Below are 21,513 nucleotides of genomic sequence, written 5' to 3'. Positions count from 1 at the left end.
CCCTAAAACAAAAAATTATGAAAAATATACTTGTACCTACCGATTTCTCTGAAAACTGTACTAAAGCTGCACATCTCGGGATTAAAATGGCAAAAACATACAATGCAGAAATACACTTTCTACATCAAATGACAACACCTGTGGATTGGGTAAAATTAGACAAACTCAAAGAAAAGCGTTATCCAGAAACCTTAAAGCAAATAGGTACTGCAAAGGCTAATTTACGTGAACTCGAAAAAATAGCAGAACACGAAGGTCTTAAATGCCGAACCTTTCTTCAGTTCGATTCAGGACAAAAAGATATTTTGGAACATTCTGGTCATTTCCATCACGACTTTATCATTACAGGTAGTAGCGGAACAAAGGGTCGTGTACGGGAGATAACAGGCAGTAATGTTGAGAAAATTGTCCGAAAGGCTAATGCCCCGATTATTGTGGTCAAAGAAGAGGAAGTAACATTTCCCTTTAAGGACATTCTGTTCGTATCAAATTTTGAAGAAGATGTGAGTCATCCGTTTCAAGCGGTGCTTTCAATAGCTGAAAAATGCGATGCTAAAATTCATTTGTTACGTATAAATACAGAAACAGACTTTAATAGTATCAACGCTGGATTAAACCCTGTCAAGCAATTTCTTGAAAAGTTTCCCGCCTTAAAAAACTTTTCTATGAGTGTTCATAACGAATCTTCAGTAGAGGCAGGTATTAATACATTTTTAAAACATCAGCCAGCAGATTTAATTGCGATGAGTACCCACGGAAAGACAGGTTTTTTGAGCCTATTTTCAAAAAGTATTGCCGAAGGTGTAACCAATCATTCAGAACTTCCTGTAATGACCATACATATTAAAAAATGAAACATCCAATAAACATAGTAAAATATTCGGGCGACGTGGTAGCCTTTGATGTGGATAAACTTATCAATTCATTAAGACGTTCGCAAGCAAGTGAAGAATTGATTCAGCAAATAGTAGGGCAAGTTGAAGACCAATTATATGAAGGCATTACCACCAAAAAAATCTATCAAATGGCATTTAAAATGCTAAAAGGTAAGTCGAGAGTAAGTGCTTCAAAATACAAACTCAAAAAAGCCCTGATGGAATTAGGTCCTTCTGGCTTCCCATTTGAGAAGTTAGTAGGCAAACTACTGGCACACGAAGGATTTTCAACACAGGTTGGTGTAATAGTTCAAGGCAATTGCGTTCAGCACGAAGTGGATGTAATAGCCCAAAAAGACAATACCCATTATATGATTGAATGTAAATACCACAGTGACCAAGGTCGCTTTTGCAACGTTAAAATTCCCTTATATATCCACTCAAGATTTTTAGATGTTGAAAAACAATGGAAACGTCAAAAAGGTCACGAAGCCAAGCTTCATAAAGGAGGCGTTTACACCAATACACGATTTACAAGTGATGCGGTGAAATATGGTAAATGCGTGGGGCTATTATTGACAAGTTGGGATTATCCAATTGGTGACGGTTTAAAAGACAGAATAGATAAATCGGGGCTGCATCCATTAACAGCATTAACAACACTTACCAAAGCTGAAAAAACAAAACTATTGGATGAAGGTATCGTACTCTGTAAAGAGCTTCACGAAACCCCAAAAATTTTAGAACAAGTAGGAGTGCCAAAATCAAGACACAAAAAGGTTCTCGAAGATTCAAGAGAATTATGTGAAATTCATTAGAGCACTACTTAAATTTTTAATCTAAATAAATAGGACAAATGAAAACAGAAGAACTGAAAGAACAGAGCCGTATAGATTTAGAGCCATTTTACCAAGCATTGGAAGATGATTCTAAACTACTTGAAGAAGCCCTCGAAATATTATTGGGTATGGTACACTTCGAGCCTAAATCCGTAAAGAAGTTGGCACTCGTAATAAAAGAGGATTCCCGCAATCTATATAACGAAATAGCGGAATTGAGCAAATCGAACCAAGACAAAGGAAATACGCCTTCCTGTTGTGGTGGACATTAATAAATACTATAACGATGAAAAACAAAAAAATAAACATCCACTTTTTGGGAGCGGCAGGCACCGTGACTGGCTCAAAATATTTGGTGGATACAGGAGATAGAAAGATACTTATAGACTGTGGCCTCTTCCAAGGGTTAAAGGAATTACGCCTTAAAAACTGGGAGTACCCACCTGTTAATGTAGGTGATATTGATGCTGTTTTGCTTACCCACGGTCATATGGACCATACAGGTTATTTACCCAGATTGGTAAAACAAGGCTTCAATGGCCCCATTTATGGTACGAATCCTACTTTGGACATTGCAAAAATCATTTTGAATGATAGTGCAAAAATACAGGAGCAAGAAGCCGAACGTGCCAATAAGGAAGGCTATTCCAAACATAGTCCCGCAGAACCATTATACGATTTAAAGGATGTAGAAAAAACTATCCCACACTTTAAAGGAATTCCACAATCACAATGGATTCCGTTATTTGATGGTATTAGGGCTCGCTTCCAATACAACGGACATATTCTTGGTGCAACCTATATTGAGTTAGATATACACGGAAAGCGTTTTGTCTTTTCAGGAGATATTGGAAGAACCAATGATTTATTGCTCTATCCACCCCTGAAACCAAAAAAAGCCGATGTGCTTTTCATTGAATCTACTTATGGTGGAAGGTTTCATCCCGATGAAGTGGAAGCACTTCCGCAGATTGAAAAATTGGTCAACGAAACCATTAATAGAGGAGGAAGCTTATTTGTCCCAAGTTTTTCGGTAGAACGTGCCCAGCTAATGATGCTCATCTTTTGGAAATTATTGAAAGAAAAGAAAATCCCCAGAGTACAAATGATTATGGACAGCCCGATGGGTGCCAATGTATTGGAACTGTTTCATAGAACTCGCGATTGGCACAGATTGGAGGACAACGAATGTGACGAAATGTGTTCTCACTTTACGGTCGTAAGCAGTTTTCGGGAAACAATGGAATTAAGAACAGACAACAAGCCAAAAATCGTGATTGCAGGAAGCGGAATGCTCACAGGCGGAAGAATGCTCAACTATCTCGAAACCCAAGCGCAAAATCCAAATAACACCTTGCTTTTTGTGGGCTATCAAGCCGAAGGCACACGTGGTAGAAAATTATTGGAAGGTGAGAAAGAACTAAAAGTCTATGGAAAATGGGTGCCGTTTCATATGGAAGTTGCTGAAATCGAAGGGCTTTCGGCACACGCAGACCACGCTGAACTTATGGATTGGATGCGCAAAATAAAAAATAAGCCAGAGCGGGTTTTCATTGTACACGGTGAAAAAGAAAGTGCAGAAGCATTACAAAAGGGCATCAAGGAAACCTATGGGTGGGATGCAGAAATTCCGCAATTATACACCATCGAAGAAATAGAATAAATCGAAAAATCACAACAATCAATAAAATATGGACACACACTCAAACATATTAAAATATAAACATCTCGGAATCTATACCCAAAACGAAAATGTAGTGTATATGCGCGAAGATTGCCACGTCTGTATTTCAGAAGGGTTTGAGGCACTTACCCGAATAAGAATATCCAATGCAAATAAATCAATCGTAGCAAGTCTTAATGTCCTGAATTCTGATATTCTGTTGCCCAATGAAATCGGACTATCAGATGCTGCTGCGAAAAAACTGAATGTTTCCCCAAATGATACATTATATGTTTCCCATTTAGAACCAATTGAATCTTTAAGCCACGTCAGAGCGAAAATTTATAATCAAAAACTGGATTATTCAGCATTTAATGAAATCATAACCGATATAGTTGAAGGCGATTATTCCAACATCCACCTTTCGGCATTTATTACTGCCTGTGCTGGCGACCGAATGGATATTGATGAAATATCCGACCTAACGAAAGCAATGATTGCTTCCGGAAAGCAACTGAACTGGAACAAGGATATCGTGGTCGACAAACATTGTATTGGCGGATTGCCTGGCAATAGGACAACACCATTGGTAGTTGCCATTGTTGCCGCGTATGGGCTTACTATGCCAAAAACATCCTCACGGGCAATCACTTCGCCAGCAGGCACAGCAGATACAATGGAAGTACTGACCAATGTTACGCTCTCTTCCGAGGAAATAAAGACCGTAGTAGAAAAAGAAGGCGGATGTTTTGTTTGGGGCGGTACAGCGCAGTTAAGTCCTGCCGATGATGTGCTCATTAAAATTGAAAAAGCCTTGGATATTGATAGCGAAGGTCAGCTCATCGCTTCAGTACTCTCTAAAAAGGCAGCAGCTGGTTCTACTCACGTGGTCATTGATATTCCCGTGGGAGAAACCGCCAAGGTTCGCAGTACCGAAATGGCAGAAAAACTAAAAAATCATATGGAAACCGTTGGAACTGCTGTTGGGTTGAATGTAAAAGTTGTAGTTACGGATGGCACGCAGCCTGTTGGAAGGGGTATCGGTCCAACTTTAGAAGCCATAGATATATTAAAAGTTTTGAAAAATGAGGAAGATGCACCTAAAGACTTAACAGAAAGAGCATTGCTTTTAGCTACTGAACTATTAGAACTTTCTGGAAAAGTAGAAAAAGGAAAGGGACAGGAAACCGCACATAAAATTCTCAAATCTGGAAAAGCATATGAAAAATTCGTAGCCATTTGTAAGGCGCAAGGTCAATTTTCAAAACCAGTTTTAGCACCTTATAAAATTGAAATTAAAGCTGAAAAGTCAGGCGTTTTGCAACGAATTGATAACCGTAAAATTGCAAAACTGGCCAAGCTTTCTGGAGCACCACAATCTAAATCGGCAGGGATTCTTCTAAATGTTCATCTGGGAAAACCCATTGAGGAAAACCAATTGCTTTATACTATATATGCTGAATCCAAAGGTGAACTTAACTATGCCTTGGAATATAAAAACAACCATAACGACATCCTAACTATAATTTAAAAAACTATGAAAACAATATTATTCAGTCTTCCCGGAAATGAAGAACTCACAGAACTTATGGCTACAAAAATGGATGCTGAAGTGGGCAAAGCCACTTTGCGTAATTTTCCTGATGGGGAATCGTACACACGTATATTATCTGATGTTAAAGATAAATGTGTGGTACTGGTATGCACCTTACACGAACCGGATGAAAAACTGTTGCCGCTTTATTTTTTAAGTCACACAGCCAAATCATTGGGGGCAATGTGTACCTGTTTGGTAGCACCCTATTTGGCGTATATGCGGCAGGACAAAGTATTTAATGAAGGTGAAGGAGTGACTTCTGGTTTCTTCGGAAAATTGATATCAGGTTTTGCCGATAGCATTACCACGGTTGACCCTCACTTGCACAGAATTAGTTCGTTGGGAGAAGTGTATCAAATTCCAAATAAAGTGATTCACGCTGCCGACGCAATTTCAGAATGGATTAAAGAAAATATCGAAAACCCGGTACTTATCGGACCTGATTCTGAAAGTGAACAATGGGTATCAGAAGTCGCCAAAAATGCAGGAGCACCATTTACGGTATTACAAAAGGTGCGTCACGGTGACCGTGATGTAGAAGTCTCTGTTCCCGATGTGGATATATATAAAGATGCTACACCCATTTTGGTAGATGATATTATTTCCACAGCCCGAACAATGATTGAAACCGTACAACATCTTAAAAAAGCAGGAATGAAACCACCTATTTGTGTAGGCATTCACGCCGTTTTTTCAGGAAACGCCTATCAAGATTTATTGGATTCCGGAGTAGAAAAAATAGTGACTTGTAATACCATCCCACACTCTTCAAATGGAATAGATTTAAGTGATATTATGGCAAAAGAGGTAAAAAAATTAATGCACCATATATGAAAAAACAAGGCTTTATAGTACTAATCACTTTATTCAGCATCACAATGACTGGACAAACTGAAATGCTTATTGGGCAGATTTCAGGTAGAGTTGTTGTTCGAGAAAATTTTGATGAAGAAGGCTCTTTTTTAAACAAACAAACTTTTGAAGCTGGTGAAACAATAAAGAAAAATGGATACTATGAAATTGAGGTGGTTACGGAATTGTTCGATGAAGACAAAATAGCGACCGATAAATACACCACAACCTATCGCTGTAAGCCTGATGAAGCCAGTATAATGGTAATGGCATTTCCATTTTCAAACCCAAAATCAAAAGAAACCGAAATTAATACAACTTCTAAAAAATTTAAAGAACTCTACGACTTGAAAAATCTTGAAAATATAGAACTGGAAATGAGTTTTGATTCGGGCTTGTTGAATTTTTTTGGCTCAAAAAGTACCATAAAAATTTACGACCGAAAATTTAATAATAGCGAAAATAATATTAATTCAAAAATTAACATTAAGGCCTATGCCTTGGGAATTCGCATTAAGCAACTCAATTATACTGTTAACGAGAAATTAAATGCACAAGGTCTATTGACCTTTCAAAAATTTACCGAAGAAGACAACAGTTATTTTACAATGACTTATAAATAAAAATAAATGAAAAATTATGACACCCTTTCAGAAGCTATTAACGATTTGCAGACAAACGAATACCCTTATGATTTCAACTTAAAACCTGAATGTCTGGAATGTGCTTCCCTGAAAATTGAGATTCGACCAGAAGATTTTAAAGTGGATAAAATATATCGCTTTGAAGGAATGAGCAGTACCGATGATAACAGCATTTTATATGCAATATCTTCCAAAAAAGGACTTAAAGGTCTTTTAGTAGATGCTTATGGCGTCTATGCCGAAAACATATCGGAAGCAATGAGAAAAAAATTACGATAACACTTAAACAATACTATAATGGAAAATCACGAGCAGCACAAAAACAACGAAATGGACCATTCGAAAATGGATCATTCTAAAATGAACCACGAAAAAGAAGATCATTCCAAAATGGATCATTCCAAGATGAGAAATGGAGGTGGAGACCATTCGGGTCATAATCCGGGTCACGGACAAATGGGTCACGACCATCATAAAATGATGATTGCAGACTTTAGAAAACGGTTTTGGGTAACACTCGTGCTTACCATCCCCATATTGTTCTTCTCACCAATGATTCAAGAATTTTTTGGTTATGAATTTTTACTTCCAGGAAATCCATACATCCTTTTTGCACTTTCCACTGTTGTATATTTTTATGGTGGTTGGCCTTTTCTTAAAGGATTTGTTTCCGAAATAAAGAATGGTGCACCTGGTATGATGACACTTATATCTATGGCAATAAGTGTCGCCTATTTCTACAGTTCTGCAACTGTCTTTGGTTTACGAGGAGTTGACTTTTTCTGGGAGCTGTCAACACTAATTGCTATTATGCTTGTTGGTCATTGGATAGAAATGAAAAGTGTATTAGGCGCTTCAAAAGCATTACAACTTTTAGTTAGTATGATGCCTGCCGAAGCTCACAGGGTAAAAGGCGACACTATTGAAGATATACCACTTGAAGATTTGTTAAAAAATGACGTGATTTTGGTAAAGCCAGGAGAGAAAGTTCCAGCTGATGGTATCATAGTAGAAGGTTCAAGTTATTTAAACGAATCAATGCTTACAGGGGAGTCCAAGCCTGTAAAAAAAGAAGAAAAGGATAAGGTAATAGGTGGTTCAGTAAATGGCAATAGCACTTTAAAGGTAAAGGTGGAACATACAGGAAAAGACAGCTATCTCAATAAGGTTATTACGATGGTTGAGGAAGCACAAAAGACCAAATCTAAAATGCAAAACCTTTCCGATAGGGCAGCAAAATGGTTGACTTATATAGCTTTGGCTATTGGTTTTGGTACGTTGGCAGTTTGGCTGATTTTAGGCTTTCCGTTTGTGTATGCATTAGAAAGAATGGTTACCGTTATGGTCATCGCTTGTCCACACGCATTGGGTCTTGCAATTCCTCTTGTAGTTGCCATTTCTACTGCTGTATCTGCACAAAATGGATTATTAATCCGTAATAGAACTGCCTTTGAAGAATCACGTAAGATATCCGCCTTACTATTTGACAAAACAGGGACTTTGACCAAAGGGGACTTTGGCGTTACTCGAATCAAATCTGTAAATGCGTCCTATTCAAACGATGAAATCTTAAGACTGTCAAGTGCGTTGGAACAAAGTTCAGAACATCCAATTGCTGTTGGGATTATTAAAAAAGTTAAAGAAGACAATATTACAATCCCAAAGCCTGAAAACTTTAATGCGATCACTGGTAAAGGTGTAGAGGCAAATGTAGAAGGAAAGCAAGTAAAAGTGGTTAGTCCTGGTTATTTAAGGGACGAAAAAATAACTATTCCTGAAGATGCTTATAGTGACGCTGCTGAAACTGTTGTATTTGTATTAATTGAAGGACAACTAGCAGGATACATTGCGCTTGCTGATGAAATAAGACCTGAATCTGCGGAAGCTATAAAAATATTTAAAAAGAATAATATCAAAGTTTTGATGGCAACTGGGGATAACGAAAAAACAGCCAAAGCTGTGAGTGAAAAATTAGGGTTGGATGGCTATTATGCCGAAGTGCTACCGCACCAAAAAGTAGAAATTGTAGAAGAGTTGCAAAACAAAGGAGAGTTTGTGGCTATGACTGGAGATGGCGTAAACGATGCGCCCGCACTTGCCAAAGCTGATGTAGGAATCGCTGTTGGTTCTGGTACTGATGTAGCCGCCGAAACAGCCGATATTATATTGGTAAATAGCAATCCACAAGATATTGCAAACCTAATTTTGTTCGGAAAGGCTACGTACAATAAAATGATTCAGAACCTAATATGGGCAACTGGGTATAATGTGGTGGCCATTCCATTAGCTGCAGGTGTTCTATACTCTTCTGGCTTTGTTTTAGGACCAGCTGTAGGAGCGGTATTTATGAGTTTGAGTACAATTATAGTGGCTATTAATGCGCAATTATTGAAGCGAAAAATCGGTAAAAAATAAATGGATAGAAAAGAAAAACTCAACAGGATATTTTTAATTCTATTGAGTTTGTTTGTAGTGATGTTGGGCTATGGTATATTATTGCCAACCCTTCCTTACTATACCGAAAGATTAGCTTTAAAAGACAATCTTGACACCGACCTTATCAATTTCCATATTGGATTGCTCACAAGCATTTATCCATTTTTTCAGTTACTATTCGTAGTGGTTTGGGGAAAACTATCGGACAGATACGGCAGGAAACCTATTATCATTTGTGGACTAATCGGTTTTGTAATTATGCAATTACTTACTGGCCTAGCCACATCCTTGACAATGCTATATATTGCTCGAATTTTTGGTGGAATTTTTACGTCATCAGTTATTCCAGTTAGCAATGCATATTTAAGTGATATTACATCTGAAAAACGTAGAACAAAAATAATGGCCTGGTCTGGTGTTGCCATTAGCTCTGGTGTTATTTTCGGCCCTGTCATTGGCGGCTTTCTGTCCCAAACTGATATTCATATAAAATATACAATAGGCCTGCTACATTTAGACCGATTTTCAGTGCCCTTTTTTTTCGTTGCACTACTAGGATTGATTGTCCTTTTGGTTGTGATGAAATGGTTAAAAAACACCGCTCGCGTACATAAGTTCACAACACGAAAAGTGAGTTTGCGGTTCACATTTACTAAATATTTTATCGTATTACTAGTGCTATCGTTTGTTATCCAATTTGTGGTGACGCTATTTGAAACTGTCTTTTCAATCTACGGAAAAGATGAATTAGGATTTAATAGTAATCAAGTTGGTATTGGTTTTATGCTATGTGGTTCAATAATGGCTGTTTTACAACCTGTGTTCGCTACTTATGGAGAGAAGTTTTTATCAACAAAGAAACAAATTGCTTTAGGGTTACTAATATCTGGTTTATCCTTGATTGCCTTTCCATTTTTTAACAATGAATTTTTAGTCTATGGATTAATCGTTGTTTTTGCTGCTGGAGGCGCTATGGTAACACCAAATTTGCTCTCTGCGGTTTCATTAATATCAAGGAAAAATACTGGCAGGAATATTTCTATTCAGAGTTCGACCAATAGTATTGGTCAGATTCTAGGCCCCGTTTTAGGAACTTGGCTGATTGCAGGCGGTTTTTACTATCCTTTCATAATTGCTGGTAGCATTGTTTTGCTCGCTATTGGTTGTCTGTTCTTTTTTAAAAATCCCCCATAAAAAGATATAACATACAAACATTACTTATTGATAATTAACCCAAATCTAAAGCCCCAATAATACTATGCACAAGCTAATTCATATAATACTAGACAATTATAAAGAGGAAATAAAAATAGTTGAGGAATCTAACCTTGGCGATTTCAATAATGTTGAAAAAGGTATTTCCATTTCAAGACGATATTTACAAAAGTTACGAATATGTGTTAGGGAAAATGAATTCGTGGATCAACAGAACGAAATAATATTCTTTAAAAAACATAAGCCTTACATCTACAGCAGATTAAAATTTTATGCCCAACTCTATAATTTTTTAATAAATAGGCCTGCGGGAACAATAAAATCCCAAGAAGAATTTATAGATTCAGAAATAAATAGGCTTCAAGAAAGCAATAGACGAAATATAGACTTTATCAAATATTACAGAGAGGATTCTGAACTTTTAGATGAATTTTATTTTTTACGCGGACACGACAAAATTAGCTTGGTTTCTGACACATCACACTTTTATACTGATGCAGAATTTTCTACAAGCCACGATAGCGCTATTGCAAAAATTATGGCATATGACCTTCTAATTAGCCACTACGTTGGGGAATTAAGTTATTTAAGAGACCTCTCCTACAGTAAACCCAATAAATTGAACACTTTATCAAATGGTGAGCGACTTGGTTGGACAGCCTCAAAAACAGACCTCATTGAATTGATTTATGCCTTACAGGCATCTGGGGCAATAAAAAGTGGTACCGCTGGCATTAAAGAAATGGCTTCAGCTTGTGAGGATATATTTGAACTCAAACTCGGAAATGTATATAGAACTTTTCTAGAAATTAGAGAACGAAAAATTGACCAAACCAAGTTTATCGATAGACTAAAATCAACACTTTTAAGGCGAATGGAAGAAACGGACGGATAATTTTTTTAAAATTCAAAACGTTAAAATTTTTCCCAAGTTGGGTTGAACTTGGGAAAAAGTAAAATTAATTTTATTTATCGTCATTTGGTAAAGATGATTTAAAGAACAAACCCCAAATAGAACTAATCTAAACCATTGAAAATGAACAAATAAAAACACCCTACTTGGGTGCAACTTGGGATTAAAATCCAATAAACCATCCCAAATTTGTAGAACGAAAGTCAAATCAGATCAGGGGCTATCAAATTAGTTGAAATCGAAACGATAGTCCCTTTCTTTAAAATCGTTCTATTATGCCAGCAAATATTATTACCACCGACGACCTTCGAGAATTCAAAATGGAATTGCTTGATGACATTAAGAATCTTCTATCTAAACAAGCAACTGGAAAACTTAAGAAATATCTAAAATCTTCCGAAGTAATGGATTTGCTTCAAGTCAGTCCAGGGACATTACAGAATCTTCGCATAAACGGAACATTGCCATACACAAAAGTTGGGGGTATTATCTACTACGATGCCGAGGAAATTCAAGGCGTGATGACATCAAATCGTGTACAGCACGGTTTAAATTCTTAAGCGATGAACTACATAAAGCTACTTAATGCGGCATTTGAAAAATTCTATTTCGATGACCGCCTAAATCCCACGCACATAACCCTTTATATGGCGCTATTTCAGGAATGGAATAGTAGTCGGTTTGCAGATGAATTTTATGTGAATCGAAGGGATTTGATGCGAGCTGCCAAAATAGGCTCAAAATCTACGTATCATCGATGCGTTACAAATTTAGACTCGTGGCTTTACCTATGCTATTTCCCATCCAACAATCCATACAAGGGCAGTAAAATCAAGATGTCCATAATTGGGACTAGTGATGAACCTGTTTCGGGACAGTACAATCCCATATTAGAACAACTTGCGGAACAGTACCATCCCAGAGTTGTACCGCTTGAGGGACACCACCATCCCAAAAATGGACAAGTTGTGGACTTGCACCATCCCACCAGTGGACAAGCATTGGTATCTACTATAAACAATACCAAACAAATAAACAATATAAAACAACCAAAGGGCTGGCAGGTCGTTATTGATTTTTTTATTGAAAAAGGTTTTATTGCCGATGAAGGAAAAAAATTCTTCGAGCATTACGAAACTCGGAACTGGAAAACGAGTGATGGAAATGAAATTAGAGATTGGCGTGCTTTGGCCACGAACTGGATGGACAGAACAGAGCTATATACCGAGGAAAACAAACCAAACAAAAAACAACCGTCCCAAATCAAGGACAACTTGCGAACCACTAAAAACAAAGATTATGGACAACCCCTCTAAAATTACCGAAGGTGGCGTGGAATACTCGCTCGGAAAGTTTGATGGTAAAAGCGTTCTCTACGATTTTGACAAAATCTTGATTTACTTGGATGCAAAGGGAAAGTTGCTCTTTGGCAAACAATTTAGAATCTATGATGAGGACACGGTTATCATCCGCAAACTATGCCATTATTTCATCAATGATGAAGAAAATTGTCTGAAAGATGATATCGATCCTGACAAGGGCATACTTCTTTCAGGGCCTGTAGGGTGTGGAAAGACCACTTTGATGAAACTACTGCGATACATTGTGCCAATGCAACGACCATATGAAATGATTCCCTGCCGAAATGTAGCGTTTAGTTTTAATCACTTGGGATTTAAGACTATCGAGGAATATGGTAATACAAAATTTTTCTGCTTTGATGATTTAGGCGTCGAGCCTGCTGGAAGGTTTTATGGCAAGGATCTGAACGTAATGGGCGAAGTGCTCTTGTCTCGTTACGAATTATATCTGCAAACCAAAAAGAAAATTAAAACCCACGCCACCACTAATCTGAACGCTGAAGAACTGGAAGAACGCTACGGAAATCGTGTTCGAAGCAGAATGCGTGAGCTGTTTAATTTGATTGCTTTTGATAAGCGGGCTAGGGATAAAAGGAAATAATCGCAGTAATAGTTAAACATTGGCAAATATTTGGTATTCTGCCAAAACTTAATTTAAATAATTAGAAGCAACACTTATCATCCAGACTAGATTTACGAGTTTAATAATAGGGAATAACTCAACCTCTGAAAGATTTATATAATAAAATCACTTCTGAAATAAACTGCTCTATTATAGCTTTCAAGCTTTTGGTCAACTCTAAAAAAATATCTTTCATAATTCTAATGATTTTGAATGGATAACAGAATGGATAATGCGATGCGCTGAATATTTATGAAATCTGAAATATAGCTGCCTTCATCTATATTACTCAAAAACCCCAATTCAAAAAGGACAGAGGGACAATATCCAACCGTTTCCCGTAGAACTTGAAAATTTGCAAACTTCACACCCCTACTTTCAAAACCCAATTCTTTATTAAGCACAGCTTGCAATTGAAAAGCTAACCAAGTGGCATCTTTTGTATATTGTGAATTAGCTTTTGCTACATATACTTCCACTCCTCTAGCGTTCGGATTATCGGAATGATTGGAATGCAACGAAATAAATACATCTGCTTCCAAAACTTTGGACAATTTGCTTCTATCGGTTAAAGAAATAAGCGTATCGCTATATCTCGTCAAGTAAATATCCATTGGATTTTTAGACTGTTCATTGAGCTTCAAAAGTTCCAATGCAATATCCAGTACAACATCCTTTTCTTTGACGCCATTTATTCCAATAGCACCAGAATCTTTTCCACCGTGTCCAACATCAATTACAATTTGTTTTTGAGTAGAAATTTCCTGCCCAAAAATGATGCGCATTTTTGAGAGCAAAAACACAAAACTGACGTTTTTGAGCACTTTTTTCATTTTCAATTTTCAGGTTATCAACAACCTCCTTGCAAAAATCCATAGAATTTGATGCTAAATAATAACAACGGAATTCAAACTAAATCAAATAATATTTTATTCACAAATATTTGATTATCAGTTATTTATGTTCAAATATATGTAAATTTCCAATAACGAAAATGAACTAAAAATTTAAACTTTTCCGTTATGAAAAAATCACACTATTTAGCATCCATTCTTTCGCTCTTATCCACTTCGCTTTTTGCTCAAATTGGTGGCATAGAAGATTCAGTTAACGATGTGGGCGACACTATCCGAATTATTTTTCCAATACTACTCGGTGTAATCTTCCTTGTAGGTTTCCTGTTCAACGCAGGACATTTTTTTGGGGAAAATGCAGATTTAAAAAAGGGGATTACCCGAGTTTTAGTATTTGTATTGATTGCAGGTGCCGTCGTAGGCATATTTACTTACCTCATAGGAATTGTTGTATAACGATGAAGAAGTTTGAGGTCTATAAAAACATCAGGAAAAGGGCGGTCATTTTTGGGCTGCCCATTTCCCTGTTTGCCTTAATGATGGTTTCCGTTTTGGCTTCCTTGCTCATCATCATCTTCTCTTTCAGCTTTGGGATAATAATAGGTGTACTGGTATTCAATGCTGCATTATATGTCGCCTTGACTCGAATAAACCACAATCCGCAGCTTTTCCAAATGGCAAAAGCATTTCCACAAATCATCAGTAACAAAAGAAATTCAGGCTTCGATTATGAACAAGATTAATCTTTCGGCATATCAACCCATTACGGATATTCAAGATAATATCGTATTTGCCAATAATGGCAATGTGGTATTATGTTTTGAAGGAAACCTACCCGAAATCTATTCTTTGTCCGAAAAGGATTTTGAAGATATGCACGGTGCTTGGTTTCAGGCTTTAAAATCTTTGCCTGTTGGAACAGTGGTTCACAAACAGGATATCTACCTGAAAAAATCCTATTCCTCGGAACAGCTTCCGAATAAAACCTTTTTAGAAAAAGCAACCCACGAACATTTTAAAGGCCGTACACACATAGAGCATAAATGTTATCTGTTCTTCATCCTGACCAAAAACAAGGCCCTCAACAATCCAAAATACGTCAATCCCTTCCGAAAGGTTTCAAAAGGAATTGTACAAGAACTGGATGACAATATCAAAAGCTTCGTCAATTCGGTAAGCGACTCTGTTTCCTTTATAAACAATAGCAGAAAAATGGCGTTCCTTCCGCTTAAAGCGGAAGAGATTCAGAAGCTCACTAGTTCCTATTTCAATGGATTCAACGAAGGCTTTGATACTGACATAATACTGGAAAAGAAAAGCGTCAATATTGGCGAAAACCATTTTGATGCCCTTGCCATCAATAGCGAACTGTGCTTTGGCGAAAGTGTACAGAGTAGCAAAACCAATGAGAAATTCACATCAGATGATTTTGTGTTTCATCAAGGGTTTATTGATGGTCTTGGGCTTACGCTTAATGAAAATCATATCGTCAACCAGATAATCTATCTCGATGATAAACAAAAGTGGCGCAAGCTGCTCGACAAGAAGATTGAGGAACTGAACAAGAGTTCCAATTTTGGTTCTCAAAACAAAGTGGTACTAGGCAAAATTCAGCATATTCTAGACCAAATCAATGCGGATGACAATGCACGGATTATACGTGGTCATCTCAATATTGTTTATTGGGCAAAAGAAGGCAAAGAGCTCGACAAGATAACCTCAAAAATAAAGACCGAATTTAAGGAATTGGATATCATCCCGTATTATCCAAGAGGCGAAGAACGTAAGAATTACATCCTAAATAGTTACTGCTGTTTCTCTTCCAACTTCTCAAATAATGATTTGTATGTGACAGATTTGAAGCACGCACTTTGCCTGTTCATCAACAATACAAACTATAAATCTGATAACACCGGAATCATCTTTAATGACCGTGAACATAACATTCCTGTCCTGAAGGATGTTTGGGATGAAAAGAAGAAACGCATCAAGGCAAGAAACTTTGCCATTTTTGCGCCAACAGGCGAAGGCAAATCCTTTTTGGCCAATAACATCCTGCGCCAATATTTTGAAAGTGGTGTTCGTCTCGTTATTATCGACTTGGGTGGCTCATACACCAAGTTTGCTAAACTCTATCCTGAAAAATATACAGTACTGCGTTATGAGAGCGGGAAGAATTTGGGCATTAATCCATTTTACATTAGTCATCAAGATGACCTCACTCCAGAACGTTTGGAAGATTTATCAGTTTTCCTATTCGAGCTGTTTGCTTCAGATTTAAAAGTTACAAAAGCTCAATCAGTTTCGGTCAAAAAGATACTGCGTCATTATTACGATAACATTCCAGAAAATCACTCTTTAGATGGTTTTTACAGCTTTATAGAAAGGAATCAGAAAGACCTTCTGGACACCTTAAAAATCCATCCCGATTACTTTAACGTCACGAGTTTTTTGCACGTAATGTCCGAGTATGTCGGTGATGGTCTATATAGTTTCCTTTTTGAAGTGAGCGAAGACCAGACGTACAAAATCGAGGACAAACGCTTGATAGTTTTTGAACTGGATGAAGTAAAGGACAATAAGGAAATCTTGTCTGTAATGTTGAAGCTGATAAAGTCAGCCATCCAAAGAACTATTTGGAAAAACCGTGCTGAAAAAGGTATCATCCTTTTCGACGAGTTTGCCAAGCAACTGAAGTTTGAAAATGTTCTGGAAAGCGTAGAATTCTACTATCAAGCCATACGTAAACAAAACGGTGCGATTGGGATTATTCTACAATCCATTAATCAATTGCCTAACAATTCAACTTCAGCCAGCATATTGGAAAATACGCAGGTCATTTACAGCCTTAACAATGAAAAAGGTTATGACGAACTGGTTAAAAGACTCAACCTTTCAAGCCACGATTTAAACCAATTAAAGTCCATCAAAAACAACCTTTCCGGACCACGGAAGTACACCGAAATGTTTATTAAAATCGGTAGGGAAAGTAACATATTCCGTCTTGAAGTTCCGAAGGAAGTCTATGCGGCTTACTTAACCGATGGTCAGGAAAACGAAGAAATAATGAAGCTCTACAACGAGCATCACGATATGGAAAAAGCAATAATTCAATTCACATCTAAAACATAATATTATGAAGACAAAAATCAAAATTTTACTAATGACAGTAGCATTGACCTTATTTATGTCGGGTAACGCTACTGCACAGGGAATGCCCACTTATGACAATACCAATTTTATCAGCTTGGTAAAACAACTCTTAGAATCTGGCAAGCAGACAGCTCAAATGATTAAGTCTGTAAAATTTTTAAAAGATGCAAAAGAGGCCATCGAAAAGGTTTCAAGTGTGGTTCAGCAACTTAGAGCAGTTCAAGAAATTGCAGACAACAATCAACGCCTTATCAATGTAATGCAAAATGATTTACAGGATATTTTAAACTCGCCTTACATCAAACCAGATGAAGTTTCAAGAGTTGTGGAATCATTCGATGCCATAGTTCAAAATTCATTGGACACGGTGGATTTTATTGATAAAATCCTGTCCAGCGACTATCTAAAAATGAGCGATGCCGAACGTGCCGAAATTCTTAAAGCAAAAGAGTTGGAATCAAAGCAAATGGTTTCCAGCATAACCACTAAAACAAAACGCTATCGTGATATCATTTCCTTCAGAAAAATGCAGGATAAGGTAAATAACCGCGAAACAGGATATTAAAATGACCGCAACTATACTTTTAGGGATTGGGTTGGAATACATAGATGCGGTGTTCCAGACCATACAGAGCAGCAACTTCTCGCAATACACTATTGCAGGGATGAAAACACTTGCTGTTCTGTTTTTTCTGGTCAACATTCTTAAAAAATACAATGAGGGTATTGCAGACAAAGACGGTTACACTTGGGGATTGAGTCCGGGCGAATTGGCCAAGAATTTTGCGGTCATTCTCTTGGTCATTTTCTCTACACAGGTTTTAGGTTTCTTCGATGGTATTTTGGTTGCTATCGAAGGTCAGTATCGAGGTACTGCACCAACATTATTGCCTTTACAAATGCAGGATATTCCCATTGAAGAAGATGTAAGCCTTATTGATGCTGCAAAAAACGCAATGACATTGCTTTACGAAGCATTGGTTACACCGCTCTATGGATTCAAGATATTTTCATTCATCATCGGTATCTTCCTTTGGATTCTTGACCTTTTTATTTATCCGTTGTTTTTGGCTGAACGCTTTTTCCTTTTGGGAATTATGCAGGCATTTTTTCCATTAATCATCAGTCTGGCAGTATTCGAAAAATTCCGTTCGCTCGCCTATAATTTTTTCAAATTGTATGCAGCGGTCTATATGCTCGTTCCTGCTTTTTTTCTGGTCAACGTTTTTGTAAATGCACTCTACACGGAAATAGACACAAACTTTTGGAATAATCTTTTTGGCACCGATGTGGGCGAAGGATTCTTCGCTCCTGTTGTACAGCTTGGTTCGGTTGGCTTTATCGTATTTCTGAAATTTAAACTATACAGACGTGCAACATCTTTCACATTAAGGCTATTTACCAATTAATCCAATCGAAATGAAAACACCTTATAAGAATATTTACAATGTCCTAAAGTTGAATAGGTTTATCGTTTTAGCAGTCGTGGTATGTGCCTTTTTGGCTAGCACATTTTCCGTTTGGATGGCATTTACTACTCATAAAAGTGCGATAAACAGTGCCTTTGCCATCAATACCGACGGTAGTATAATTCCGCTTAAACTCGTTACCCAAAAAGAAAATTTCAGGGTTGAAGCTTTGGCACATTTAGAACTATTCCATAACTATTTCTACAATATCGATGCGAGCAACTATGAACGTAATTTGGAAAAAGCGCTTTGGTTGGGCAATAGTTCAGTTGACAACCTTTATCGCCAAAAGAAAGCGGATGGTGTTTATAACCGATTGTTGCAATATTCCTTGGTTCAGAAAGTGTTGAGTATTGATTCAAAGATAATTGAAAATAATGGTTCATATAGTTTCACTACGACCACCATTTTTGAAATCAATAGAGGTTCCATTATTGACACCTACGAACTGGTTTCAACTGGAAACCTCATAATGGTCAATCGGAACTTCCCAAACAATCCACACGGATTATTGATAACCGATTATTTTGAAAACACCTTAAAAAAACTTAACAATGAAAATTGAGCCGATAATCGGCATTTATAAACCACGATTATGAAATGAGCCATAACTGTTTTTGATACTAATCGAAATATTGGTTGGCGAATTACATCTGACCTTTAAAAACAAATAAATATCAACAGATGAGAGTAGAAAAGAACAAAATAGTATTTGCAGCGGTTTTGGCAGTAATCTTCATTTTCCTGATATCATACTCTATAATGGTTATGGGCGATGATGAAAGTGAAAATGAAAACCTTGAACAGACCTTGATACCCGATTTGGAAGAAAATCAAAAAGAATACGATTCCAAACTGGATGCCATCAATGATTTAAAGGAAGTACGTGAAAACAATGCACCGAGCATCTATGATGAAAAACTGATTGATTCCTTGGGATTCTACGACCCAGATTTACCAGAACGCGAAAAAGAGCGTATTGTAGATAGCATCTATGAAGCTGGCAAAATTCAATATTCATCGAAACGATACCAAAACTTAGGACATAAAAGAACTGTTCGCAAAGCGGTATCAAAAATTGATTCTACTGAAGTAAAAAGAGAACAAAAAATTGAAGCCAAAGAATTAGGCTTAGAACATCAATTGTTCTTTGCCGCATCGCCAAAACCCAACGAGTTTTCAATCATCGGTAATACTGATGAAACCATATATGTAGTTGTCGATGGCGACCAAGTTGTGAAAGTAAATACCAGATTACGAATGCGCCTTACCAAACCTGCAACAATAAACGGTAAGCAGATGCCTAAAAACACACCAATTTTTGGTTTTATAAGCTTTCAGCCCAACCGTGCATTGATAGATATTGAGAACATTAAACATCATCCTACTAAACTCAAAGCATTCGATTTGTCAGATGGTAGTGAGGGCATTTATGTCGAGAACAATTTTAGAGCTGAAGCCACCACCGAAGTCTTGGACGATATTATTGGCGACATCAACATTCCAACCGTACCACAAGTTGGTGGTATATCCAAAGTACTCAGACGTAACAACCGAAACGTAAAAGTTACGGTATTGAATAATTATAAATTAATTCTAAAACCTAAATTATGAGCCCATAATGGGCATTTAAAAACACATTCTTATGAAAAAGTATATCATAATTTCCACTCTTGTTTTAAGTTTCGCTTTCGCGAAAGCGCAAACAACTACAATCCTCGATACCATATATGCTAACGACACCAAAAACGTTGCATTATTCTTCCCTGAACCTATTCGGCAAGGTATAACCGGTTCAGATAATTTTGTTTTTACCTACAATCGTGAAAAAGAACAGTATTTTGGACTTCTACAAGCAAAGCCTGGTAAAGAAAGTAATCTACTGGTAGTCAATAGAAATGGTTCAATTTTTTCGTATATTGTAAGATATAAAAAACAGCTGTCTAAGCTCAATTATTTCATTTCGTTATCCAATAGTATAGGGAATGAGAAACCGATTAAAGTCGATTCTATTCTTGCTGAATCCTCTGAAGAACGTGTAGATAATAGAACATATTACTATCAAAAATTCTGCTCGTATCTTCTTAACAGAAACCAGCGTATAGGTCGAATTAAAAAGCGAAATGAAGGTATCGTTTTGAGTGTTGAGAATATTGTTTTTGATAAGGAAGAACTCTACTTCGTTATCCAGATTGAGAATAATTCTACGTTGGATTATGATTTGAATTTCTTAAAACTCTCTGTTGAAACAAGACAGAAGGGGAAAAAGAAATCGTTACAACGACTGTATCAAGAACCGATTTTCAAACATAATATGCCTTCTAAAATCACAGAAAACGAAACGGTTCGGTTTGTTTATGTCTTGCCGAAGTTTTCGCTATCCAATGACCGCAGAGCAATTTTTGAACTGCACGAAAAAGATGGCGAACGTAATATTGAACTGAAAATATCACATAGTTATATCAATAACCCAAATTAGTAACGTTATGAAAAATTTAGTCATTTGCTCGCTCGTATTGTTGTTCTTCTCGTGTTCAGAAAAAAAGAACCTTTCCCCTTCTGAAACCGCTAAAGTTGTTGCCGAAAGTTTTTATCAAGGTGATGAAGCTACCTTGAAAAAATTTACCACTTCGGAAGGCTATGCAAACCTTTCAAGCATTCAAGCAATGTTTACTGAAGATAAAGATTCAGAAGCTAATTTTAAAGTGGTGGATGAGGCTATGGATGGCGAGGTGGCTTGGGTAAAATATGCAACAGCTTATGACCCAAAACCGGGTGTTTTTAAACTGGTTCAAAAAGATGGCCAATGGAAGGTAACCCATAATGGACCGAGGGATAAAGGGCCTTTTTAAGATAAACAGACTATTTTCGGAATTTATGTGGCTTAAATAAAACATCATTCTGTTCCGCTTGACAAAACAAATACAATTTATCTTATGGATGGTCTATTAAAACTTCTATTTTTGTGTAAATAAATTTTTGATTTCTAATCGAGCCATTAAATAACATATTAAATCAAT

The 21,513-nt window shown here is 36.9% G+C and carries 24 protein-coding genes; 23 read left to right on the top strand and 1 reads right to left on the bottom strand.

Annotated features, from left to right (window positions below; genetic code table 11):
* Positions 1 to 17 precede the first annotated feature (17 nt).
* The 14 genes from P163_RS00600 (at position 18) to P163_RS00535 (ending at position 12,996) form a co-directional block, all read left to right on the top strand.
* Complete coding sequence (locus P163_RS00600) at positions 18 to 854, top strand: universal stress protein (protein ID WP_034886816.1); 837 nt, start codon at positions 18 to 20, stop codon at positions 852 to 854.
* Positions 851 to 1,693 carry an ATP cone domain-containing protein gene (locus tag P163_RS00595; RefSeq protein WP_034886815.1) on the top strand — a complete coding sequence of 281 codons (843 nt, stop codon included), beginning with the start codon at positions 851 to 853 and terminating at the stop codon, positions 1,691 to 1,693. The genes P163_RS00600 and P163_RS00595 overlap by 4 nt, the downstream gene beginning before the upstream one ends.
* Positions 1,694 to 1,731: 38 nt before the next feature.
* A complete protein-coding gene (locus tag P163_RS00590) occupies positions 1,732 to 1,986 on the top strand; it encodes a hypothetical protein (RefSeq protein ID WP_034886813.1) in 255 nt (84 codons plus the stop codon).
* Positions 1,987 to 2,000: 14 nt separating this feature from the next.
* The gene (locus tag P163_RS00585; RefSeq protein ID WP_034886812.1) at positions 2,001 to 3,377 is read left to right on the top strand and encodes an MBL fold metallo-hydrolase RNA specificity domain-containing protein; all 1,377 of its coding nucleotides are present in this window, start codon (positions 2,001 to 2,003) and stop codon (positions 3,375 to 3,377) included.
* 28 nt (positions 3,378 to 3,405) lie between these two features.
* Positions 3,406 to 4,908: a thymidine phosphorylase family protein gene (locus P163_RS00580; protein ID WP_034886810.1), complete on the top strand. Its 1,503-nt coding sequence runs from the start codon at positions 3,406 to 3,408 to the stop codon at positions 4,906 to 4,908.
* Positions 4,909 to 4,914: 6 nt separating this feature from the next.
* Complete coding sequence (locus tag P163_RS00575; RefSeq protein ID WP_034886808.1) at positions 4,915 to 5,808, top strand: ribose-phosphate pyrophosphokinase; 894 nt, start codon at positions 4,915 to 4,917, stop codon at positions 5,806 to 5,808.
* Positions 5,805 to 6,449: a hypothetical protein gene (locus tag P163_RS00570; RefSeq protein ID WP_034886807.1), complete on the top strand. Its 645-nt coding sequence runs from the start codon at positions 5,805 to 5,807 to the stop codon at positions 6,447 to 6,449. Before P163_RS00575 ends, P163_RS00570 begins: the two co-directional genes overlap by 4 nt.
* 6 nt (positions 6,450 to 6,455) lie before the next feature.
* Positions 6,456 to 6,749, top strand: coding sequence for a hypothetical protein (locus P163_RS00565; RefSeq protein WP_034886805.1), 294 nt, complete (start codon positions 6,456 to 6,458; stop codon positions 6,747 to 6,749).
* Positions 6,750 to 6,767: 18 nt separating this feature from the next.
* Positions 6,768 to 8,885 (top strand): copper-translocating P-type ATPase, encoded by a 2,118-nt coding sequence (locus P163_RS00560; protein ID WP_034886804.1) that lies wholly within the window; start codon positions 6,768 to 6,770, stop codon positions 8,883 to 8,885.
* The gene (locus tag P163_RS00555) at positions 8,886 to 10,100 is read left to right on the top strand and encodes an MFS transporter (RefSeq protein WP_034886802.1); all 1,215 of its coding nucleotides are present in this window, start codon (positions 8,886 to 8,888) and stop codon (positions 10,098 to 10,100) included.
* Between the two features lie 64 nt (positions 10,101 to 10,164).
* Positions 10,165 to 11,016, top strand: coding sequence for an RteC domain-containing protein (locus P163_RS00550; RefSeq protein WP_031427469.1), 852 nt, complete (start codon positions 10,165 to 10,167; stop codon positions 11,014 to 11,016).
* Between the two features lie 293 nt (positions 11,017 to 11,309).
* Positions 11,310 to 11,594 (top strand): helix-turn-helix domain-containing protein, encoded by a 285-nt coding sequence (locus P163_RS00545; protein ID WP_031427468.1) that lies wholly within the window; start codon positions 11,310 to 11,312, stop codon positions 11,592 to 11,594.
* A 3-nt stretch (positions 11,595 to 11,597) separates the two neighbouring features.
* On the top strand, positions 11,598 to 12,350 hold the full coding sequence (locus P163_RS00540) for a hypothetical protein (protein WP_031427467.1): 753 nt from the start codon (positions 11,598 to 11,600) through the stop codon (positions 12,348 to 12,350).
* Positions 12,334 to 12,996 (top strand): ATP-binding protein, encoded by a 663-nt coding sequence (locus P163_RS00535; protein WP_034886801.1) that lies wholly within the window; start codon positions 12,334 to 12,336, stop codon positions 12,994 to 12,996. The genes P163_RS00540 and P163_RS00535 overlap by 17 nt, the downstream gene beginning before the upstream one ends.
* Before the next feature lie 221 nt (positions 12,997 to 13,217).
* Here the strand turns inward: P163_RS00535 and P163_RS00530 are convergent, their stop codons facing one another.
* Positions 13,218 to 13,850 (bottom strand): N-acetylmuramoyl-L-alanine amidase, encoded by a 633-nt coding sequence (locus tag P163_RS00530; protein ID WP_034886799.1) that lies wholly within the window; start codon positions 13,848 to 13,850, stop codon positions 13,218 to 13,220.
* Positions 13,851 to 14,039: 189 nt separating this feature from the next.
* Between P163_RS00530 and P163_RS00525 the strand changes: the two genes are divergently transcribed.
* The 9 genes from P163_RS00525 to P163_RS00485 all read left to right on the top strand — a co-directional run bounded on the left by P163_RS00525 (position 14,040) and on the right by P163_RS00485 (position 21,345).
* Positions 14,040 to 14,327, top strand: coding sequence for a hypothetical protein (locus P163_RS00525; RefSeq protein WP_034886797.1), 288 nt, complete (start codon positions 14,040 to 14,042; stop codon positions 14,325 to 14,327).
* A gap of 2 nt (positions 14,328 to 14,329) precedes the next feature.
* Entirely contained in the window at positions 14,330 to 14,614 is a 285-nt protein-coding gene (locus P163_RS18045; RefSeq protein ID WP_073100513.1) for a hypothetical protein, read from the top strand.
* Entirely contained in the window at positions 14,601 to 17,003 is a 2,403-nt protein-coding gene (locus P163_RS00515) for a TraG family conjugative transposon ATPase (RefSeq protein ID WP_031427461.1), read from the top strand. The genes P163_RS18045 and P163_RS00515 overlap by 14 nt, the downstream gene beginning before the upstream one ends.
* A 4-nt stretch (positions 17,004 to 17,007) precedes the next feature.
* Positions 17,008 to 17,589, top strand: coding sequence for a hypothetical protein (locus P163_RS00510; RefSeq protein WP_031427460.1), 582 nt, complete (start codon positions 17,008 to 17,010; stop codon positions 17,587 to 17,589).
* A gap of 1 nt (position 17,590) precedes the next feature.
* Positions 17,591 to 18,433, top strand: a complete 843-nt coding sequence (locus P163_RS00505) for a hypothetical protein (protein ID WP_031427459.1) — start codon at positions 17,591 to 17,593, stop codon at positions 18,431 to 18,433.
* A 10-nt stretch (positions 18,434 to 18,443) separates the two neighbouring features.
* Entirely contained in the window at positions 18,444 to 19,058 is a 615-nt protein-coding gene (locus tag P163_RS00500) for a conjugal transfer protein TraK (RefSeq protein WP_031427458.1), read from the top strand.
* Positions 19,059 to 19,177: 119 nt separating this feature from the next.
* The gene (traM, locus tag P163_RS00495; RefSeq protein WP_031427457.1) at positions 19,178 to 20,107 is read left to right on the top strand and encodes a conjugative transposon protein TraM; all 930 of its coding nucleotides are present in this window, start codon (positions 19,178 to 19,180) and stop codon (positions 20,105 to 20,107) included.
* A gap of 31 nt (positions 20,108 to 20,138) precedes the next feature.
* A complete protein-coding gene (locus tag P163_RS00490) occupies positions 20,139 to 20,972 on the top strand; it encodes a DUF4138 domain-containing protein (RefSeq protein ID WP_034886790.1) in 834 nt (277 codons plus the stop codon).
* A gap of 7 nt (positions 20,973 to 20,979) precedes the next feature.
* The gene (locus P163_RS00485) at positions 20,980 to 21,345 is read left to right on the top strand and encodes a hypothetical protein (protein WP_031427455.1); all 366 of its coding nucleotides are present in this window, start codon (positions 20,980 to 20,982) and stop codon (positions 21,343 to 21,345) included.
* Positions 21,346 to 21,513: the final 168 nt, after the last annotated feature.

This window comes from Gillisia sp. Hel_I_29 (genome assembly GCF_000744275.1).
Lineage (GTDB): Bacteria > Bacteroidota > Bacteroidia > Flavobacteriales > Flavobacteriaceae > Gillisia.
This window is presented reverse-complemented; position numbering and strand designations above follow the sequence as displayed.

Coding starts and splice junctions, on each gene's coding strand:
- P163_RS00600 (WP_034886816.1), top strand. CDS start 18: ATGAAAAATATACTTGTACCTACCGATTTCTCTGAAAACTGTACTAAA.
- P163_RS00595 (WP_034886815.1), top strand. CDS start 851: ATGAAACATCCAATAAACATAGTAAAATATTCGGGCGACGTGGTAGCC.
- P163_RS00590 (WP_034886813.1), top strand. CDS start 1,732: ATGAAAACAGAAGAACTGAAAGAACAGAGCCGTATAGATTTAGAGCCA.
- P163_RS00585 (WP_034886812.1), top strand. CDS start 2,001: ATGAAAAACAAAAAAATAAACATCCACTTTTTGGGAGCGGCAGGCACC.
- P163_RS00580 (WP_034886810.1), top strand. CDS start 3,406: ATGGACACACACTCAAACATATTAAAATATAAACATCTCGGAATCTAT.
- P163_RS00575 (WP_034886808.1), top strand. CDS start 4,915: ATGAAAACAATATTATTCAGTCTTCCCGGAAATGAAGAACTCACAGAA.
- P163_RS00570 (WP_034886807.1), top strand. CDS start 5,805: ATGAAAAAACAAGGCTTTATAGTACTAATCACTTTATTCAGCATCACA.
- P163_RS00565 (WP_034886805.1), top strand. CDS start 6,456: ATGAAAAATTATGACACCCTTTCAGAAGCTATTAACGATTTGCAGACA.
- P163_RS00560 (WP_034886804.1), top strand. CDS start 6,768: ATGGAAAATCACGAGCAGCACAAAAACAACGAAATGGACCATTCGAAA.
- P163_RS00555 (WP_034886802.1), top strand. CDS start 8,886: ATGGATAGAAAAGAAAAACTCAACAGGATATTTTTAATTCTATTGAGT.
- P163_RS00550 (WP_031427469.1), top strand. CDS start 10,165: ATGCACAAGCTAATTCATATAATACTAGACAATTATAAAGAGGAAATA.
- P163_RS00545 (WP_031427468.1), top strand. CDS start 11,310: ATGCCAGCAAATATTATTACCACCGACGACCTTCGAGAATTCAAAATG.
- P163_RS00540 (WP_031427467.1), top strand. CDS start 11,598: ATGAACTACATAAAGCTACTTAATGCGGCATTTGAAAAATTCTATTTC.
- P163_RS00535 (WP_034886801.1), top strand. CDS start 12,334: ATGGACAACCCCTCTAAAATTACCGAAGGTGGCGTGGAATACTCGCTC.
- P163_RS00530 (WP_034886799.1), bottom strand. CDS start 13,850: ATGAAAAAAGTGCTCAAAAACGTCAGTTTTGTGTTTTTGCTCTCAAAA.
- P163_RS00525 (WP_034886797.1), top strand. CDS start 14,040: ATGAAAAAATCACACTATTTAGCATCCATTCTTTCGCTCTTATCCACT.
- P163_RS18045 (WP_073100513.1), top strand. CDS start 14,330: ATGAAGAAGTTTGAGGTCTATAAAAACATCAGGAAAAGGGCGGTCATT.
- P163_RS00515 (WP_031427461.1), top strand. CDS start 14,601: ATGAACAAGATTAATCTTTCGGCATATCAACCCATTACGGATATTCAA.
- P163_RS00510 (WP_031427460.1), top strand. CDS start 17,008: ATGAAGACAAAAATCAAAATTTTACTAATGACAGTAGCATTGACCTTA.
- P163_RS00505 (WP_031427459.1), top strand. CDS start 17,591: ATGACCGCAACTATACTTTTAGGGATTGGGTTGGAATACATAGATGCG.
- P163_RS00500 (WP_031427458.1), top strand. CDS start 18,444: ATGAAAACACCTTATAAGAATATTTACAATGTCCTAAAGTTGAATAGG.
- traM (WP_031427457.1), top strand. CDS start 19,178: ATGAGAGTAGAAAAGAACAAAATAGTATTTGCAGCGGTTTTGGCAGTA.
- P163_RS00490 (WP_034886790.1), top strand. CDS start 20,139: ATGAAAAAGTATATCATAATTTCCACTCTTGTTTTAAGTTTCGCTTTC.
- P163_RS00485 (WP_031427455.1), top strand. CDS start 20,980: ATGAAAAATTTAGTCATTTGCTCGCTCGTATTGTTGTTCTTCTCGTGT.